20 protein-coding genes and 1 other RNA gene are annotated in these 18,709 nt (G+C 32.5%); 11 read left to right on the top strand and 10 right to left on the bottom strand.

Annotated elements, in window-relative coordinates:
* From QHG34_RS05470 to QHG34_RS05450, 5 genes are all read left to right on the top strand, one after another.
* Complete coding sequence (locus QHG34_RS05470; protein WP_282629195.1) at positions 1-246, top strand: hypothetical protein; 246 nt, start codon at positions 1-3, stop codon at positions 244-246.
* A gap of 143 nt (positions 247-389) precedes the next feature.
* Complete coding sequence (locus tag QHG34_RS05465) at positions 390-1,235, top strand: transketolase (protein ID WP_282629194.1); 846 nt, start codon at positions 390-392, stop codon at positions 1,233-1,235.
* A gap of 28 nt (positions 1,236-1,263) precedes the next feature.
* On the top strand, positions 1,264-2,730 hold the full coding sequence (locus QHG34_RS05460) for a hypothetical protein (RefSeq protein WP_282629193.1): 1,467 nt from the start codon (positions 1,264-1,266) through the stop codon (positions 2,728-2,730).
* Positions 2,731-2,752: 22 nt separating this feature from the next.
* Positions 2,753-3,694, top strand: coding sequence for a transketolase family protein (locus tag QHG34_RS05455; protein WP_282629367.1), 942 nt, complete (start codon positions 2,753-2,755; stop codon positions 3,692-3,694).
* 200 nt (positions 3,695-3,894) lie between these two features.
* A complete protein-coding gene (locus QHG34_RS05450; RefSeq protein ID WP_282629192.1) occupies positions 3,895-4,668 on the top strand; it encodes a LuxR C-terminal-related transcriptional regulator in 774 nt (257 codons plus the stop codon).
* Here the strand turns inward: QHG34_RS05450 and rnpB are convergent.
* The 3 genes from rnpB to QHG34_RS05435 all read right to left on the bottom strand — a co-directional run bounded on the left by rnpB (position 4,667) and on the right by QHG34_RS05435 (position 8,352).
* Positions 4,667-4,976: RNase P RNA component class A (rnpB, locus tag QHG34_RS05445), an RNA gene on the bottom strand. The genes QHG34_RS05450 and rnpB overlap by 2 nt on opposite strands.
* Positions 4,977-5,062: 86 nt before the next feature.
* Positions 5,063-7,585, bottom strand: coding sequence for an ATP-dependent Clp protease ATP-binding subunit (locus tag QHG34_RS05440; RefSeq protein WP_282629191.1), 2,523 nt, complete (start codon positions 7,583-7,585; stop codon positions 5,063-5,065).
* A gap of 116 nt (positions 7,586-7,701) precedes the next feature.
* Positions 7,702-8,352, bottom strand: coding sequence for an NRDE family protein (locus QHG34_RS05435; RefSeq protein WP_282629190.1), 651 nt, complete (start codon positions 8,350-8,352; stop codon positions 7,702-7,704).
* Positions 8,353-8,402: 50 nt separating this feature from the next.
* Here QHG34_RS05435 and QHG34_RS05430 point away from each other — a divergent pair, with 50 nt between their 5' ends.
* From QHG34_RS05430 to QHG34_RS05420, 3 genes are all read left to right on the top strand, one after another.
* Entirely contained in the window at positions 8,403-8,900 is a 498-nt protein-coding gene (locus tag QHG34_RS05430) for a hypothetical protein (RefSeq protein WP_282629189.1), read from the top strand.
* Positions 8,897-9,883 (top strand): ATP-grasp domain-containing protein, encoded by a 987-nt coding sequence (locus QHG34_RS05425; protein WP_282629187.1) that lies wholly within the window; start codon positions 8,897-8,899, stop codon positions 9,881-9,883. The genes QHG34_RS05430 and QHG34_RS05425 overlap by 4 nt, the downstream gene beginning before the upstream one ends.
* Before the next feature lie 67 nt (positions 9,884-9,950).
* The gene (locus QHG34_RS05420; protein ID WP_282629186.1) at positions 9,951-10,724 is read left to right on the top strand and encodes a rhomboid family intramembrane serine protease; all 774 of its coding nucleotides are present in this window, start codon (positions 9,951-9,953) and stop codon (positions 10,722-10,724) included.
* Here the strand turns inward: QHG34_RS05420 and QHG34_RS05415 are convergent.
* The 3 genes from QHG34_RS05415 to obgE form a co-directional block, all read right to left on the bottom strand.
* Entirely contained in the window at positions 10,685-11,116 is a 432-nt protein-coding gene (locus tag QHG34_RS05415) for a hypothetical protein (RefSeq protein ID WP_282629185.1), read from the bottom strand. The two genes, QHG34_RS05420 and QHG34_RS05415, sit on opposite strands and share 40 nt — an antisense overlap.
* A 77-nt stretch (positions 11,117-11,193) precedes the next feature.
* Entirely contained in the window at positions 11,194-11,514 is a 321-nt protein-coding gene (locus tag QHG34_RS05410) for a YbaB/EbfC family nucleoid-associated protein (RefSeq protein ID WP_282629184.1), read from the bottom strand.
* A 23-nt stretch (positions 11,515-11,537) separates the two neighbouring features.
* Positions 11,538-12,524, bottom strand: coding sequence for a GTPase ObgE (gene obgE / locus QHG34_RS05405; protein WP_282629183.1), 987 nt, complete (start codon positions 12,522-12,524; stop codon positions 11,538-11,540).
* Positions 12,525-12,661: 137 nt separating this feature from the next.
* Here obgE and QHG34_RS05400 point away from each other — a divergent pair, with 137 nt between their 5' ends.
* Positions 12,662-13,696 carry a quinone-dependent dihydroorotate dehydrogenase gene (locus QHG34_RS05400; RefSeq protein ID WP_282629182.1) on the top strand — a complete coding sequence of 345 codons (1,035 nt, stop codon included), beginning with the start codon at positions 12,662-12,664 and terminating at the stop codon, positions 13,694-13,696.
* 134 nt (positions 13,697-13,830) lie between these two features.
* Here QHG34_RS05400 and QHG34_RS05395 read toward each other — a convergent pair whose 3' ends face one another.
* From QHG34_RS05395 to kdsA, 4 genes are all read right to left on the bottom strand, one after another.
* Positions 13,831-14,409 carry an adenylate kinase gene (locus tag QHG34_RS05395; RefSeq protein WP_282629181.1) on the bottom strand — a complete coding sequence of 193 codons (579 nt, stop codon included), beginning with the start codon at positions 14,407-14,409 and terminating at the stop codon, positions 13,831-13,833.
* A gap of 7 nt (positions 14,410-14,416) precedes the next feature.
* Positions 14,417-14,953, bottom strand: coding sequence for a hypoxanthine phosphoribosyltransferase (gene hpt, locus QHG34_RS05390; protein WP_282629180.1), 537 nt, complete (start codon positions 14,951-14,953; stop codon positions 14,417-14,419).
* A 60-nt stretch (positions 14,954-15,013) separates the two neighbouring features.
* On the bottom strand, positions 15,014-16,375 hold the full coding sequence (hemN, locus tag QHG34_RS05385) for an oxygen-independent coproporphyrinogen III oxidase (protein WP_282629179.1): 1,362 nt from the start codon (positions 16,373-16,375) through the stop codon (positions 15,014-15,016).
* 71 nt (positions 16,376-16,446) lie between these two features.
* Positions 16,447-17,256: a 3-deoxy-8-phosphooctulonate synthase gene (gene kdsA / locus QHG34_RS05380; protein WP_282629178.1), complete on the bottom strand. Its 810-nt coding sequence runs from the start codon at positions 17,254-17,256 to the stop codon at positions 16,447-16,449.
* A gap of 76 nt (positions 17,257-17,332) precedes the next feature.
* Here kdsA and QHG34_RS05375 point away from each other — a divergent pair, with 76 nt between their 5' ends.
* Both QHG34_RS05375 and QHG34_RS05370 read left to right on the top strand, forming a co-directional pair.
* Complete coding sequence (locus QHG34_RS05375) at positions 17,333-17,566, top strand: uroporphyrinogen decarboxylase (RefSeq protein WP_282629176.1); 234 nt, start codon at positions 17,333-17,335, stop codon at positions 17,564-17,566.
* Between the two features lie 15 nt (positions 17,567-17,581).
* Positions 17,582-18,706 carry a glycosyltransferase gene (locus QHG34_RS05370; protein WP_282629175.1) on the top strand — a complete coding sequence of 375 codons (1,125 nt, stop codon included), beginning with the start codon at positions 17,582-17,584 and terminating at the stop codon, positions 18,704-18,706.
* Positions 18,707-18,709 lie beyond the last annotated feature (3 nt).

The following is an 18,709-nucleotide window of genomic DNA, read 5'->3' as shown; positions in this document are numbered from 1 at the left end:
ATGGAAAAGAAATTAAAATTAATCTGGGATTTTTATGGTCCCGATGCTATACCAACTGCTAAGCATCACGCGATTCATTTAAAACAATATGCAGAGAAAGAAAAACTACAAAGTACACTTGCCGAATTTGTAGAAGTTGAGCCTGAATATGCTGTTGCTTATTTGGTAGTTGTAGAATCGGAAATGATACAAGTTCGCGATGCTTTGATCCCTCATAGAGGCGAATGGCACGTAGACAATGAATAAAATATAAAGACGGAGAATTTCTTCGTCTTTTTTTATTTTTATCCTCAACAAAAAACTCCTCCCTATTTGTAGTGATTTATGTTCTACGATTTTTTTGCCGTACAAAAAAGAATTATTTTTGTTCAAATTTTTATAAACAAACAATGACACTTCAAGAACTTCAAACACAAGTACAACAAACAAGGAGAGATATTTTGAGAATGGTGCATGCCGTAAATAGTGGACACCCAGGTGGATCATTAGGTTGTGCAGAATTCTTTGCTGCATTATACGGTAAAGTAATGACGTATTCTTCAGATTTCTCTATGGACGGTAAAGGAGAAGATTTATTCTTCTTATCAAACGGACACATTTCACCTGTTTTCTACAGCACATTAGCTCGTTCTGGTTTTTTCCCAGTAAGTGAATTGGCTACTTTCAGAAAGTTAGACTCTCGTTTACAAGGTCATCCAACTACACACGAAGGTTTACCAGGTATTCGTATAGCTTCTGGATCTTTAGGACAAGGTTTATCAGTTGCTTTAGGTGCTGCTCAAGCTAAAAAATTAAACAATGACGATAAATTAGTTTACACATTACATGGTGATGGTGAATTACAAGAAGGTCAAGTTTGGGAAGCTTTTATGTACGCTGCAGGTAAAAATGTAGATAATGTAATTGCAACAATTGACTATAACGGTCGTCAAATTGATGGTGATACGGACCAAGTTTTACCATTAGGCGATTTAAGAGCTAAATTAGAATCTTTTGGATGGATTGTTTTAGAAGAAAAAGATGGAAATGACTTAGAAAAAGTAATTTCAATTTTAGAAGAAGCTAAAGCATTAACAGGAAACGGAAAACCAGTTTCAATTTTATTACATACAGAAATGGGTAACGGAGTTGATTATATGATGGGAAGCCACTCTTGGCACGGAAAAGCACCTAACGATGAGCAATTAGCTTCTGCATTAGAGCAAAATCCTGAAACTGAATTAACAGATTATTAATCGCAATAAATATTACAACCGCTATACTATGAAAAACTTATTTTATTCTATAATCGCACTTTGTTCAGTAACTGCATTTGGTCAAGAGAAAACTTATTCTTTTGATAAAAAAGTAAGCTACAAAATCAGTGTTCCTGACGAATATTCTGATTATTTAGGTACAAAAGAAATGTATTTTATCAATTATATCTCAAAAGATGCTTTATTAGGTACTTTTGATGGTTATGTTAACGAATATACTTCTTCTGCAAATACATTTAATCAAGAATCATTTTTTATTCAAAACAATCGTGTTTTTGATGTTTTTACTAATTCATTAGAAAATAGATTGAGTATAAAAATTCCTTCTTATTATGAAGGTGTAGGTGACAAATACTTACAACCTTACGATAATAGTTTTTTAGGAGATTTTTCATCAATCAAAAATCTTAATTCCACACAAACAATCAATGGTTATAAGTGTAATGAATTTGAGATACTTACAAAAAATGAATACGAAGAAAAAGCAATCACAGTTTGTGTTGACGAAAAAAATGCAATCAGTAACGTAAATTACTTACTTCCAAAATCAAATCTGAAAGGACTTTTGGTTCGCTTAGATGCTGGAGATTTCAATGGTTTTACGATTGATAAAATTTCTAACTCTAGTGCGAAAATAAGTTTTGATGAGAAAAAAGAAATTGAAAGATTTACGCAAGAAGCGACAAAAAGAAAAGAAGAATACGAAAAATTATACGCTGGTAGCACAGTTGATTCTGCCGTTGCTGCAGAGGCTGTTTACGCTGATAATCGTTACAACGATCCTTTAATTTCGTATTATTCTTATGCAACTTCTGACAATGAAAATGTAAATTCTGCATTTAACACAATTGCATCTTTGGGTTATAATATGGTACAAAAAGATGATAATTATGATGGTGTTTTTGATTACGATCGTACAAAAGCATTGAAAACAGCTGAAGCATCAACAAAACAAATTATCAAACAATACAAAAAAAATGGTTTGATAAATGGCGAGGAAACAAAAGAATTAAATAAGCTTTTCAAAAAATATTATCAAGATGCTAAAGAGTTCAAACTAGAAGAAAATCCTGATGTTGATTATGCGGCTGTTGCAGTAGATTCTGCCGTAGCTGTTACAGATTACGCTGAAGCTTACGAACCATACAGCTCGTCTTACAAAACATCTGATATTAGTGTTGTAAGTTTAGCAATAGATAATGAATACTTAGAATCGTACATGAAAATAGCGCCAGAGTATTGTAAAGATTTGAAAACAAAAATCCCAACTTTCTCTGATAAAGATTTAGGAAACTTAGTTTACAATTATGCAGGACAAGTTTGCGACTTATACATTTACAATAGCGGTAATGTAAGTTTAAATGGAACAATTGATGCGCTACGCAAAAGTGTTTTAGAAATTAATAATAAATACGAAAAATTGAAAAAAGAAGACAAAGAAAAGTTAACAACTTTCCTTAATTCTTTAGATTAACATTTAACAAACAAAAACAATGATAGACTTAACATACACAGAAAAAAAAGATACACGTAGTGGATTCGGAGACGGATTGACAGAGCTAGGAAGAACAAATCCTAACGTTGTTGCATTATGTGCTGACTTGATTGGTTCGTTAAAAATGGATCAATTTATCAAAGAAAATCCAGAGCGTTTTTTCCAAATTGGTATTGCAGAAGCAAACATGATGGGAATTGCTGCAGGTTTAACAATTGGTGGTAAAATTCCTTTTACAGGAACTTTCGCTGAGTTTTCTACTGCACGTGTTTACGATCAAATTCGTCAATCTATCGCATACTCTAACAAAAATGTAAAAATCGCTGCATCTCACGCAGGTTTAACATTAGGAGAAGATGGTGCAACTCACCAAACGTTAGAAGATATTGGTTTGATGAAAATGTTACCAGGAATGGTGGTTATCAATCCTTGTGATTACAATCAAACAAAAGCGGCTACAATTGCTGCAGCAGAGTATGAAGGTCCTGTTTACTTGCGTTTCGGACGTCCTGCTGTACCCGTTTTTACTCCTGCTGATCAAAAATTTGAAATTGGTAAAGGTATCTTAATGAACGAAGGTACAGATGTAACTATTGTTGCTACTGGTCACTTAGTTTGGGAATCTTTAGTTGCTGCTGCTGAGTTAGAAAAAGAAGGAATTTCTTGTGAGGTAATCAATATTCATACAATCAAACCATTGGATGAAGAAATTATCTTAAACTCTGTAAAGAAAACAGGAAAAATTGTAACAGCTGAAGAACACAATATTTTAGGTGGTTTAGGTGAATCTGTTGCAAGAGTTTTAGCGCAAAAACTACCAACAAAACAAGCTTTTGTTGCAGTTAATGATAAATTCGGTGAATCTGGTACACCTTCAGATTTAATGAAAAAATACGGAATCGATTCTACTGCAGTTATCGAGAAAGTAAAATCATTATTATAATATCAACACTTCATAAATAAAAAGGAGCTTTATATAAAGCTCCTTTTTTTAATATAGAATATGACAATCATATTACTTAGGTTGGTAGATTAAGAACATAGCTGTTTTAATCCTATAGGTCTTTTGCAAAATTAGTTTATATTGTCAATTCAAAAAATACTCATTAATCAGTTTCTTTACCAACGAGAATAAATAGCTTAATGGAAAAATCAAATCAAAAAACTTTTGAAGAATACACAAGTATTGTAAAAAAACTTTGGAGTGAGAATACAGATAGTAGAATCTCAGATGATGATAAAGAGAATTTTAAATCAACTGAAGAGTTTTTACAATTATTCGGAAACCTATCTGTAGGCGAGTATTTCATGTATGTTATTAATCCTAATTCGGCTATTTTTGAGTATGTTTCACCACAATGTGAATCTATTTTAGGTTATCATCCTGATGAATATACAGCTGAGCTATGTGTCCAAATTGTTCATCCTGACGATTTAGATTATGTAATTGACATTCAGCAAAAAATTGCAAATTTCAGTATGGAAATTGTTCCTGAAGAAAGAGTCAATTATAAATTTAACTACGACTTTCGTGTCATTGACAAAAAAGGAGAAATTCATCAAATTCATCTTCAGCACTTTTTTTATGAATTGAGTAAAAATCTTTTACCAAATCGAGTTTTTTGTTTAGCAACTGATATCACTCCTATAAAAGTTGGAGGAACTCCATCTATGCATATTTATAGTATCAAAGATGGTCTAAATAATCTCCTTAATTCTAAGACAAATTCGTCTTTACAACTTACTAAAAAAGAAACTGAGATTATTGAATATCTTATCAAAGGTTATACGAGTCAAGATATTGCTGATGCAATTGGTTTGAGCAAACATACAATTGATACACATCGTAGAAATATTTTGAAGAAGAACGATTGTTCTAATACGTCAGAATTGTTTAGTCTTTACTTCAAAAAGTAAAAAAAGCAAGCCGATAAGCCGGGTTCTGTCATCTTAATAAATTAAAATGCTTTGTCATTTATCTAGTATTTTAGTCACCCAAAACATCAATCTGCCTACCCCCCAGCAACGGACGAGTAGCCCTTAACTGCTGGTATACATGGCATTGCTCCGCATAGAGTTTACCTGGTTTCACTACAGCCGAACTGTACATACTTTCTGTTGCACTTGTCCTCGCCTCTCGACGGGCGGGCGTTACCCGCTATGCTTACTCTCTGGAGCCCGGACTTTCCTCTTCACATACATGAAGCGACAAAGTGGCTTGCTGAGCGCAAATGTACGGCAAAAGTTAACGAAATAAAAAAGGCTCGAACAAAAATGTTCAAGCCTTTAATTTATAGAAACTTAGAAAATACTAAGATTTTTCTTCTTCGGTTTTTCCTTTTACAGAAATCTTAACTCCATCTTTAGCTTCATTAAGATCTAAGATTAAATGATCTCCTTCACTAATTTCTGCATTAATAATTTCCTCAGCCATTGGATCTTCAATAAATTTCTGGATAGCACGTTTTAATGGACGAGCACCATAATCTTTATCAAAACCTTTGTCTGCAATAAAATTCTTTGCTTCTTCAGTTAATTCTAAATGATAATCTAACGCAGTTAAACGATCAAATAAACTTGCTAATTCAATATCAATGATTTTCATGATATCTTCTTTTGTTAATGAATTAAAGAAAATAATATCATCAATACGATTTAAGAATTCTGGAGCAAAGGCACGTTTCAAAGCAGTTTCAATTGTTGATTTTGCGCGTTCATCAGCAGAATCTTTCTTAGAAGAAGTTCCAAATCCAACACCATCTCCAAACTCTTTCAGTTGTCTTGTTCCAATGTTAGATGTTAAAATGATAATCGTGTTACGGAAATCAACTTTACGACCTAAACTATCTGTTACATGACCATCGTCCAAAATTTGTAATAAGATATTAAATACATCTGGATGTGCTTTTTCTATCTCATCTAACAAAATTACTGCATATGGTTTGCGACGAACTGCTTCTGTTAATTGTCCACCTTCTTCGTAACCAACGTAGCCCGGAGGTGCTCCAACCAAGCGAGAAACGGCAAATTTCTCCATGTATTCTGACATATCGATACGAATTAACGCATCATTAGAATCAAAGATTTCTTTCGCCAAAACTTTCGCTAATTGTGTTTTACCAACACCCGTAGTTCCTAAGAAAATGAATGAACCAATTGGCTTATTTGGATCTTTCAATCCAGCACGATTACGCTGAATTGCTTTCACAACTTTCGTTACCGCTTCGTCCTGACCAATTACTTTTCCTTTCATTAACTCATTCATCTGAGCTAATTTTTTCAATTCTTTTTCAGCTACACGATGCACAGGAACACCGGACATCAACGAAACAACTTCCGCTACATTTTCTTCTGTAACTGTTTCACGATTCTCTTTCGATTCTTGCATCCATTTTGCTTGTTCACGCTTCAAATCGCTTTCAATTTGCTTTTCTGAATCACGTAAACGAGCTGCTTCTTCGTATTTTTGAGACTTTACAACTTTCGTTTTCTCTTCGCGAACTTCTTCTAATTTTGCTTCAAGATCTAAAATTTCTTGTGGAACTTTTATATTCTTGATATGCACACGAGAACCCGCTTCATCTAAAGCATCAATCGCTTTATCTGGCAAGAAACGATCTGTAATATAACGTGTTGTCAAATTAACACAAGCTTGTAACGCTTCGTCTGTATAATTTACATTGTGATGCGCTTCGTACTTATCTTTGATGTTATGCAAAATCTGTAATGTTTCTTCTGGCGTTGTTGGCTCAACCATCACATTTTGAAAACGACGAACTAATGCTCCATCTTTCTCAATATATTGACGGTATTCGTCTAACGTTGTTGCTCCAATACATTGTAATTCTCCACGTGCCAACGCAGGTTTGAACATGTTAGAAGCATCTAAAGAACCTGTAGCTCCTCCTGCCCCAACAATTGTATGTAACTCATCAATGAAAAGAATAATGTCATCATTTTTCTCTAATTCATTCATAATAGCTTTCATACGTTCTTCAAATTGTCCACGATATTTAGTTCCAGCAACTAATGACGCTAAATCTAATGTTACTACACGTTTGTTAAACAAAACGCGCGAAACTTTACGTTGTACAATTCTTAAAGCTAAACCTTCTGCAATTGCAGATTTACCAACACCTGGTTCTCCAATTAACAATGGATTGTTCTTTTTACGACGAGAAAGAATCTGAGAAACACGTTCTATTTCTTTTTCACGTCCAACTACAGGATCCAATTTTCCTTCTTGCGCAATCGCTGTTAAATCTCGTCCGAAATTGTCTAAAACTGGCGTTTTACTTTTTGACGTAGACTTACTTGTAGACGCACGCTCAAAATCGTTATCAGAATCACCTCCATCAAAAGATGGATTTTCTGCACGAGGAGATTGAATTTCTTCATCTTGAAATTGAAATTTAAACTCTTCTTTTACTGTATTATAATCTATATCCAGTTTATTCATCAATTTGGTAATTGGATCGTTTTCGTTACGAAGAATACACAACAAAAGATGAATGGTATTTACAGTTGGACTTTTAAACAATTTAGCTTCCAAAAACGTTGTTTTCAACGCTCTTTCAGCTTGTTTTGTCAAACTTAAGTTCTTTATATGGTTACCATCTGTTTCTTTAGCTGGATTTAAATTTTCGATTTTTTGACGCATTTCGTCTAAATCGATGTTCAAGGCTTCTAAGACTGAAATTGCTTTCCCTTCACCGTCGCGAATAATTCCCAACAGAAGGTGTTCTGTTCCAATTTGGTCGTGGCCTAATCTCAACGCTTCTTCCTTACTATAAGAAATAACGTCTTTTACTTGTTGTGAGAAATTATCGTTCATTCTATTTAAGCTGTCTTTAACAAATATAATTATTCTGTTTTATTATAGCATAAATTGTGCCTTTGTCCGAATTGATTTGATGATTCCTTAAAATATCAAAATAATGACTAAAAATTTCAAAATAACTGACAATATTTCATATCAATTTCTGAATCTTTCGCAATAATTTGTGAGATAGATGTTGTCGATAAAAAATCATACAAATCACCTTTATTCATTTTTAATTGATCATGAAGTTGAATAATTTCATCATTATTTAATGCAATATTTTGATTAAATATTTGATTAATTTCTTCTCTACGATCCGATGAATAAAGAGTTGATGAACACCATGTCACAATTTCTTGATCTGATACATCTTTCACCAACAAATCTTGCTCGTTCCAATACAAAAGATAAGCATTTTTTATTGTTCTGTCAAAAACAAAAATTGTAAAAGGTGCAACATCTGCCAAATTTTCCGATTCAACAAACTCACTTACAGCATTATATTTCAATAAATCCAATAAGATAATTCCTCTACTTTCTCTGTACTTTTCTTTAAAATGAATTGGTTTTTCGATTCCTCCATTCAAAATACACGCAACATATTGTTCCGAATAAAAAATCCACGTTCCGTTTGCGCGTTCATCAATTGGTGAAAAAAATTTCTTACCAAAACGTTCATTTTCTATAATTTGATTAGACGAAACACGGTTAATTTCTTCATCCCGATTATGTGTTAACACAAATTCATCCTTTTTTCGGTAAAAACTGACTATACACATCTCATTTTTCAATTTACTTCAAATGTAAAAATTTATCTTTGCAAAGAATTATGAGTATTCAGAAAACTATAGCGCATTCTTTTGATGAAATGAAATCGATTCTTTTACAATTTGATGATGAATTGTATCAAAAAGAATTAGAAATCATTTCTGGTGCTTCTGTTGGTCAACATTTTCGCCATATTATTGAGTTTTATTTATGCTTTTTGCAAGCGCAAAAAAATAATTGCATTTGTTATGATGATAGAAAACGAAATCGTGCGTTGGAAAATTCGGTAGTCGAAAGTTTGAATACGTTGAATCATTTAAAATCACAAATAGAGCTTTTAGATTTAGAAAAAACAATTCAGCTAAAACAGAATTATTACGGAGAAAACTTCACGATTAATACTACAAATTATCGCGAATTAATGTATTGTTTTGATCACAGCGTTCATCATTTTGCGTTGATTAAAATTGCGATTCAAACTCACTTTTCGACAATTAAAATTCCTCAAAATTTTGGAATTGCTTCATCAACAATTGCTTTTCAAAATCAAGAGAAATGAATCCAAAAATAACGAAGTGGACACGATACGAATTTTGGCCATTCTGGTTGTTCTATGCACCATTAACGCCTTGGTACATTTATAAAATTTTTCAATCTGGCGCTCCAGCTTACTTTTGTTCGGCAAATCCAACAATGAAATGGGGCGGATTTATTGATTATTCTAAAATTGATTTACTCAATCAAATTGATGAAAATTATAAACCGAAAACTACTTTTTTTGAAGAATTTACAACTCAAGAAATTCCGTTTAATTTTCCTTTCATCGCAAAACCAAATCTTGGCGAACGTGGAATTGGTGTAGAATTAATCAGAAATGAAATGGATTGGAAAAATTATTTGAAACAAAATAATCGCGATTTAATTTTACAAGAATATATTCAATCTGATTATGAGTTTGGTGTTTTTTATGTTCGATTACCAAAGGAAAAAAATGGTAAAATATTATCGATCACAGCAAAAGATTTTTTGACGTTTACAGGTGATGGAAAATCAACGTTGAAAGAATTAATCGAACAAAATTTAAGAGCTTTTTACCGAAAAGATTATTTGTTTCAACGTTTTCAAAACGAACTAAATTCAGTTCTGCAAAAAGATGAAAAATTATTGGTTGAGCCAATTGGAAATCATAGTCGCGGAACAACTTTTTTGGACGGATCTTACTTAAAAACATCTAAATTAGAAGATAAAATAGATCAAATTGCTAAAAAAATTGATGGTTTTTATTACGGACGAATTGATTTGAAAGCGAAAAGTATAGAAGATTTACAGAATGGTAATTTTGTCATACTCGAAATTAATGGTGCAAATTCGGAAGCTACACATATTTACGATCCAAGTTTTAATCTTATAAAAGCGTATAAAGAAGTGATTCGACACTTAAATTATCAACATAAAATTTCGGTTAAAAATCATCAATTAGGTGTAAAATGGACGGATTGGAAATTGCTTGCGCGTGAATTATTAAAGCGACGAAAAGCTTAATTTGACCAATTTTGTCAGCTTTTATGGAAAGGAATAAAGATTGAAAGAGCTTTACAAAATCAATTTTATGAGTTATCCTTTTCCAAAGAAAACCATTATAATTCCGCTCTTACTATTAATTCCGATGTGGATTATCTTTTTGTTTCAACAAAATGGATATAATTTTGAGAGTTGCTATGGCGTTATTCCAAGAACTTTTGTTGGATTGAAGGGAATTTTTCTATCACCACTTTTCCATTCGGGTTGGAAACACATTATTAGCAATACTTTTCCTCTAGCATTCCTTAGTTTTCTGGCTTTATTAATGTACGATAGATTGGCTTATTACGTCATTTTCTTTGGTTGGATTTTATCTGGAATTATTTTGTGGATAATTGGAAATCCTCCTTTTTTAGACGAAAATGTAAGTTGCCACATTGGAGCAAGTTCTGTTGTTTATTTATTAGCTTCGTTCATCTTCTTTAGTGGTATTATTCGTAAAGAACGTGGTTTGATGGCGATTTCATTAATCATTATTTTATTATATGGTGGAATGATTTGGGGAATGGTACCACAAGAGATTTTACCACAGCTAAAATCAGATGTAGGTAATAATTCCATTTCTTGGGAAGGACATTTGAGTGGATTCATTTCAGGTGCATTCTTTGCCTATTTGTTCCGAAAAATTGGTCCACAGAAAGAAGTTCCGAAATGGGATCAAGAAAATTATTATGATCCACAAGCAGAACGTTTATGGGATATTTACCAAGAGCAAGAACGTGAAAAAGCTGAATACTTCAAATCTCTTGAAGATGAAAATGATTATTTAGATAATGATTCTAAAAATTTATCCAACTCATAAATTTCTTTTGGTGCTTTACCTTTGTCGTATGTAGGCGTGTTATACTCGCTCTGATTACAACTAATCTTAATATTTGCAGCCGAAGAGGCATCGAACTGATGTGTTTTAGCATCTTGAGAAATGGTTAAGTCTTGTAAATCTGATAGATGTATCTTTTCAACCAAATTGTTCACTTTTTCCCAATTAGCCTTTGTTGTTGGTTTTTCGATGGTATCATTATTTAATATTGTAAGCGTTTTTGTAGAAGTAATAATTTGATATTCTACTCTGCCGCGTTGAAATTGATTACGAACAACCTCTAAATCATTATTTTCCGTCATCGAAACGTTATTATTTGTTGTACAACTCATTAAAAAACCTATAAATAATAATGCAACTGAATACTTTGTCATATCTAAAATTTTAATTCAAATTCAATATACAAAAAACGCTCCGAAGAAATTTCGGAGCGTTTATTTTTTTTCTGTACTTAGAAAGGCATTCCAGGAATATTTGGCAAATTTTCTTGAGCTGTTTTTTTCGCTCTATCTATTGCCTCTTCTTTTACTTGTTCTAACGCTTTGTTTAACGTCATCACTAATAAATCTTCAATTTCTTCCTTTTCCATTCCTTCAGCAAGTTCAATATCTTTTACTGTTGCTAATTTAGACATTGTAATTTTCACTTTTCTATCATTAGATGTTGTTGTAAAAATTTCTCCATCTAATTCATTTTTTAAGTCAGAGAATTTATCTTTAAATGAATTAATTTTTCCCATCATTCCCATGATGTCTCCAAAATTTCCAAACATTTGTCTTTATCTTTAATAATTAATTATTCGTGTAATTTATTCCACAAAATATCTTTTAACTCTGTAATTCCTTCACCAGTAATAGAAGAAATAAAGGTTGTTGTAATATCTGTTGGTAATTGTTCTAATATTTCAGCTTTCAGTTCGTCATCTAACATATCTGATTTAGAAATAGCTAAAACACGATCTTTATCCAATAATTCAGGATTAAATTTTGTCAATTCATTCAACAAAATATCATATTCTTTTCCGTAATCCTCAGCATCTGCAGGAATTAAGAATAATAAAGTTGAATTACGCTCGATGTGTCGCAAAAATCGATGTCCAAGTCCTTTTCCTTCAGCAGCTCCTTCTATGATTCCAGGAATATCTGCCATTACAAATGATTGATGATTACGATATTCTACAATACCTAAGTTTGGTGTAAGCGTTGTAAACGCATAATCCGCAATTTTTGGTTTTGCTGCAGAAACCGCAGACAATAAAGTTGATTTACCCGCATTCGGGAAACCTACCAAACCAACATCTGCTAATATTTTTAATTCTAAAGTTACTTGTAATTCATCTCCATCAAGTCCTGGTTGAGCATAACGAGGAGTTTGACGAGTTGCAGAACGGAAATTCCAGTTTCCTAAACCTCCTTTTCCTCCTTTTGCGATAATCAATTCTTGACCATCTTCAGTAATTTCTCCAATTATATTTCCTTCTTCATCTTTGGCTATAACACCAATCGGAACATCTAAAATAATATCTTCTCCGTCTGCACCAGTAGAACGCGATTTACCACCACGACCACCGTTTTTTGCGCGGAAATGTTTTTTAAAACGAAACTCTAATAAAGTCCAAAAGTTAGAATTCCCTACAAGTGTGATGTTTCCTCCACGTCCACCATCACCACCATCTGGTCCTCCTTTGTCAATATATTTTTCGCGATGCAAACTTGCTGAACCAGCGCCACCGTGACCGGCTCTACAATTTATCTTTACGTAGTCAACAAAATTTGATTGCATAATTTTTCTCTTTTAATTAGTCTGCAAAAGTACGATTTCTAATTTGTTTATTAAAATCTAATTGCTAAGTTTCAAAATATTGTAAAACTGATGAGTAGTAAGTCGAAATATTTATCGGATATGCTTAATTTTGCAGCATGTACAAACAATTCAAAAACATTTTATTTCAATTACAGCCCGAAGAAGCACATCATTTCGTAACGAGAAATCTAAAAAATTATGCTGCATTTCCTGGAGTTGGAAAATTATTAGATAAATTTTATCAATACAATCATCCAAGTTTAGAACGAGAAGTTTTTGGAATTAAATTCAAAAATCCAATTGGTTTAGCTGCTGGTTTTGATAAAAATGCTGAATATATTGAAGAATTGGACCACTTCGGATTTGGCTTTATCGAAATTGGAACCGTTACACCAAAACCTCAACCAGGGAATGATGCGCCGCGTATGTTTCGTTTGGTAGAAGATGAAGCGATTATCAACCGAATGGGATTTAATAACAAAGGTGTTGATTTTGCTGTTTCGAAAATTAGAGAATTAAAAAATCGTGAAAACTATATTATTGGTGGAAATATTGGTAAAAATAAACTGACGCCAAATGAAGATGCTGTTGATGATTATATTAAATGTTTCAATGCGTTGTTTGATTATGTAGATTATTTTGTAGTTAACGTGAGTTCTCCAAACACGCCTGGATTACGTGATTTGCAAGAAAAAGAACCTTTATTGTACATTCTGAATTATTTGCAACAATACAATAATCAAAACGAAAAACCGAAACCAATTTTACTTAAAATAGCACCAGATTTGACAGATTCGCAATTGGACGATATTATAGATATTGTGACTGAGTCTAAAATAGCTGGAGTGATTGCAACAAACACTACTATTTCTAGAGAAGGTTTAAAATCTGATCCAGAAATTGTAAAAGAAACTGGTGGTGTTTCGGGAAAACCACTTAAAAATCGTTCGACAGAAGTGATTCGTTATCTTTCTGAAAAATCGAACAAAGCATTTCCTATCATTGGAGTTGGAGGAATTCATACCGCCGAAGATGCTAAAGAAAAACTGGAAGCTGGTGCAAGTTTGTTACAAGTTTATACTGGTTTTATTTATGAAGGTCCTGCTGTTGTAAAAAACATTTGTATAGGCTTGGTTGAAGATAAAAAATAAAGTCATTCTTAACTTGTTTCAGATGTTATGGAATAAATTGATGCGAAGATGAAATAAATTCAGCTTGACAACAATAATAAAAAAATGCTCCTTTAATTAAAAGGAGCATTTTTAGTATAATATAAAAGTAGTTCTTATAAAACCTCTTTAATTGCTGCGTTTAATTTTTCAGTAATATCTTCAATAGAACCTACTCCATCAATCTCAACCCATTTTCCTTGCGCTTTGTAGTGTTCTGCTACAATTGCAGTTTTTTCGTAATATTCTGTAATACGATCACGGATAATTTTTTCGTCCACATCATCAGCACGACCAGAAGTTTTTCCACGCTCTAATAAACGTTGAACTAAAATTTCGTCATCTACTACTAAAGCTAATGTAATTGAAACTTCTCTTTCATATTTGTCAGTCAAAATTCCGTCTAAAGCAACTGCCTGAGAAGTTGTACGAGGATACCCATCAAAGATATAACCTTGCGGATTTGGATTGTTTTCTAAATGATCAACAAGCATATTTGTTGTTACCTCATCAGGAACCAATTGCCCTTTGTCCATATAAGATTTCACCAAAGCTCCTAACTCTGTTTCGTTTTTCAAATTGTAACGAAATAAATCTCCAGTCGAAATTTGAGGAGTTTGATATTTTTCTTCTAAGAATTTAGCTTGCGTTCCTTTACCACTGCCAGGAGGTCCGAACAATACAATGTTTAGCATTTTATTTTTAATGTTTTATTTGATAAATATCTGGTAAATTTCTTCCTAAACCATCGAAATCTAATCCATAACCTACTACAAATTTATCTGGAATAGAAATTCCAACTAAATCTACTTTTAAATCTTTTTTGTAAGCATCTGGTTTAAACAACAATGTTGCAACTTTAAGAGATTTTACTTTTTTCTCTTTTAAAATACGGTGTAATTCTACTAATGTATTTCCTGTATCTACAATATCTTCTAAAATAATTACGTGACGTCCTTCAACATTCATCGGAATATCCATCTCAATTGTAATGTTTCCTGTTGATTCTGTTCCTTCGTAAGATTTTAATTTCAAGAAAGAAATCTCACATTCTCCTTGATATTGTTTTAAGAAATCGCTGAAGAACATTACAACTCCGTTTAATACACCAACAAAAATCGGTCTTTCGTCTTTGTATTCTTCATAAACTTCGTTTGCCATATTTTTGATGGCGTGTTCTATTTCTTCAAAAGCGATGTACGGAATAAATTTTTTACCGTGAATTTCTATTTCTTTCATTGTTTGAGATATTCAAATATATACTTTTTTTGATAAAGTTTAAAACATTTATCTATTTTATTAGATGGTCATTGAGAAAATACGCGTTTCTGGCTCGTTATCTATCATTCTCTTATCGAATGTCATACAAACGTTTCGAACAAAAGGACGACCTTCTTCTTTTACAATCAAACCAGCTTCTACAAATTCAATCAAATTATCGTCAACCATGCCTTGCAACATAGTTTTGATACGATCTACATCATCAAATTTCATGTTTTCATCAGCCCAAGAAGTTTCTAAATTACACATTAAATTTAGAATATGACGACGCATAATCAAATCTTCTTCTGACAAAATGTGACCTTTGAAAACAGATAATTCTCCGTTGTTGATTGATTTTTCGTATTCTTCTACCGTCTTCTCGTTTTGTGCAAAACTATACCAAGAATCACTGATAGAAGAAACTCCCAGACCTACCATTAGTTGTGTTTTAGAAGAAGAATAACCCATAAAATTACGATGTAATGTATGGTTTTTCATCGATTGATACATCGAATCTTGTTCTAAGGCAAAGTGATCCATTCCAACTTCGAAATAACCCATTTCTTCGAACATTTTCTTTCCTTCTTCATACAAAGCACGTTTCAATTCTGGTGATGGCAAATCTTCGTCATGAAAACCACGTTGTCCAACACCTTTTATCCACGGCACATGCGCGTAACTGTAAAACGAAATACGATCTGGATTTAACTCTTTCGTCAAATTAATCGTTTCTGTCATTCCTTCCATTGTTTGATGCGGAAGACCAAAAATCAAATCGTGAGAAACTGATGTAAAACCAATTTCGCGAGCTTCGTCTGTTGCTCTTTTCACATTCTCAAAAGGTTGAACACGATTAATCGCTTTCTGTACTTTTAGATCATAATCTTGCACACCATACGAAATACGTCTAAAACCTAAATCATATAAAGCTTGCAAATGCTCTCTTGTTGTGTTATTTGGATGACCTTCTAAACTAAATTCGTGTCCTTCGGCAACATCCGCATACTCAAAAATACCATCAATTAATTTCTTCAAATTCTCTGGAGAGAAAAACGTTGGCGTTCCTCCTCCTAAATGAATTTCTTTAATTTTTGGTCGAGATGAAAATAAATCCACATATAATTTCCATTCTTTTAAAACCGTATCGATGTACGGAATTTCTACCGAATGCTGTTTCGTAATACGTTTGTTACACGCACAAAATGTACACAAAGCCTCGCAATAAGGTAAATGAATGTAAATTGATATTCCTTCTTCTGCATTACTTTCATCGAAAGATCGTTGAAAAGTCTCTATCCAACCTTGTTTTGTGAAACCATCATTGTCCCAAAACGGAACAGTTGGGTAACTTGTATAACGAGGTCCTGGAATATTATATTTTTGAATTAAATTATTCATATCTAAAAAATTAAAAATACTTAATCAACTTGACTAAGTATTATTTAATAAATTTTCTTTAAAAATTATTTTTATAGAATTGCTTGACGAACTCTTACTAATTTAGTCAATAAGTCTTCTAACAAATCTAATTGTAACATGTTTGCTCCGTCACTTTTAGCGTTTTTAGGATCTGGATGCGTTTCGATAAAAATACCATTAGCACCAACAGCTATACCAGCTTTCGCTACAGTTTCGATTAACTCTGGTTTTCCTCCTGTTACACCTGAAGCTTGATTTGGTTGTTGTAAAGAATGTGTGATATCTAAAATAACTGGTGCATAATTTTGCATCACAGGAATTCCACGATAATCTACCACTAAATCTCCGTAACCTAACATTGTTCCCCGCTCTATAATTGCAACATTATTATTACCAGAATCTGTTACTTTTTCTACAGGAAATTTCATTGCTTCTGGCGAAAGAAATTGACCTTTTTTCAATGTAACATGTTTACCAGTTTGTGCAGCTGCAACAACTAAGTCCGTTTGGCGAACCAAGAAAGCAGGAATTTGTAACACATCTACATAAGCCGCTGCCATTTCTGCATGAAAAGGCTCGTGGATATCTGTAGTTGTTGGCACATCAAAAGTTTCTCCAACTTTTTGGATAATTTTCAATGCTTTTTCATCTCCAATTCCTGTAAAACTATCAATACGAGAACGATTTGCTTTTTTGAAAGAACCTTTAAAAATATAAGGAATCTCCAATTTATCAGTAATTGTTACTACTTTTTCAGCAATTCTCAAAGCCATATCTTCGCTCTCGATGGCACATGGACCAGCTAGCAAAAAGAAGTTTGGCGAATCTTTGTGTTTTATGTTTGATAAAGTTTCTATCATTGTGCAAATTTACGCAAAGTTATCGACTTATTTTTCATAATTTTGCCTATACTTTATCATTCTTATTTATCGTTTTATGGATTTTTTATCTAACATCAGTGTAGCTGATATTTTCGGTTACTTAGCTTCAGTTTTTATTGTCTTAGCATTCTTTTTCTCAAAAATTACCACAATTCGTATTATCAATGCAATTGGATGTGTATGTTTTGTGATTTATGCTGCAATGACAGAAGCTTGGCCAGTTCTGATTCCGAACGCGATATTATTTTTAGTACAAGCATATTACATTGCTTTCAAACCAGGAAAATAATAAAACGTCCAAAAATTGAAAATCCTCTCTGCTGTATTAAACAATATTGAAACAGATCAAAGGCTTGATAAAGTTTGCCGTTCTTTGATGAAATTTGGATACGATGTAGAATTGATTGGAGCTACAATAAATGGAAAACCCGTTTTAAATAAACCATACAAGACATTTTTGATTGAACAAAAACATCAATCAACTATGAAAAAGTATACAGAATTTAATTATAAACTATTTTTCACCTTACTTAAAAAATCTGATAAACAGACTATTTTATTAGCGAATGATTTGGATAGTTTACTTCCATTTTACTTGGTTAGTAAAATCAAAAAATTACCTTTAGTTTTTGATAGTCACGAGATTTTTTCTGAACTTCCATCATTACACAATCGTCCAAAAACAAAAAAAGTTTGGAAAACTTTAGAACGTCTTCTTGTTCCAAGAATAAAGTATTTTTATACAGTAAGTGATGGATATGCCAATTGGTTTCGCACTGAATATGGCGCTAATCCGGCTGTGATTAGAAATGTTCCCAACCGAACAAAACTTAACGATAAACAAGATTTAATTTTCTTTCGCTTACCCGAAAATCCAACAAACGATAAAATATTATTGTATCAAGGTGCAATTAACATGAGTCGAGGAATTGACAAAATGATTGAAGCATTCAAGTACATTAATAATTGTCAATTTTGGATTGCTGGCGAAGGACCTAAAAAAACTGAATACGAACAATTAGCAAAAGATTTAAATTTGACTAATCGCATTCATTTTTTAGGAAATATTCCCCCAAAAACTTTAAAAACTATAACACCTTTAGCTGATGTAGGAATGAGTATGGAAGAAGATTTAGGATTAAGCTATCGCTACGCTCTACCGAATAAATTATTTGACTTTATTCAAGCCAGAGTACCAATTTTAGCAACAAATTTGCCAGAAATCAAAAAAATGGTCGAAGAATATAATGTTGGAAAAGTGATTGACAACCACGAGCCAAAACATTTGGCTGAAAAACTACAAGAAATTTTAAACGAAGGAAAAAATAGCTACCAAGAAAACCTTGCGAATGCTGCAAACGAACTTTGTTGGGAAAATGAAGAATATAAGTTGAAAGAAATTTTTGATCAAATAAAAAAAGTAGATTAAAAC

It is taken from the genome of Empedobacter sedimenti (assembly GCF_030005555.1).
Lineage (GTDB): Bacteria > Bacteroidota > Bacteroidia > Flavobacteriales > Weeksellaceae > Empedobacter > Empedobacter sedimenti.
This window is presented reverse-complemented; position numbering and strand designations above follow the sequence as displayed.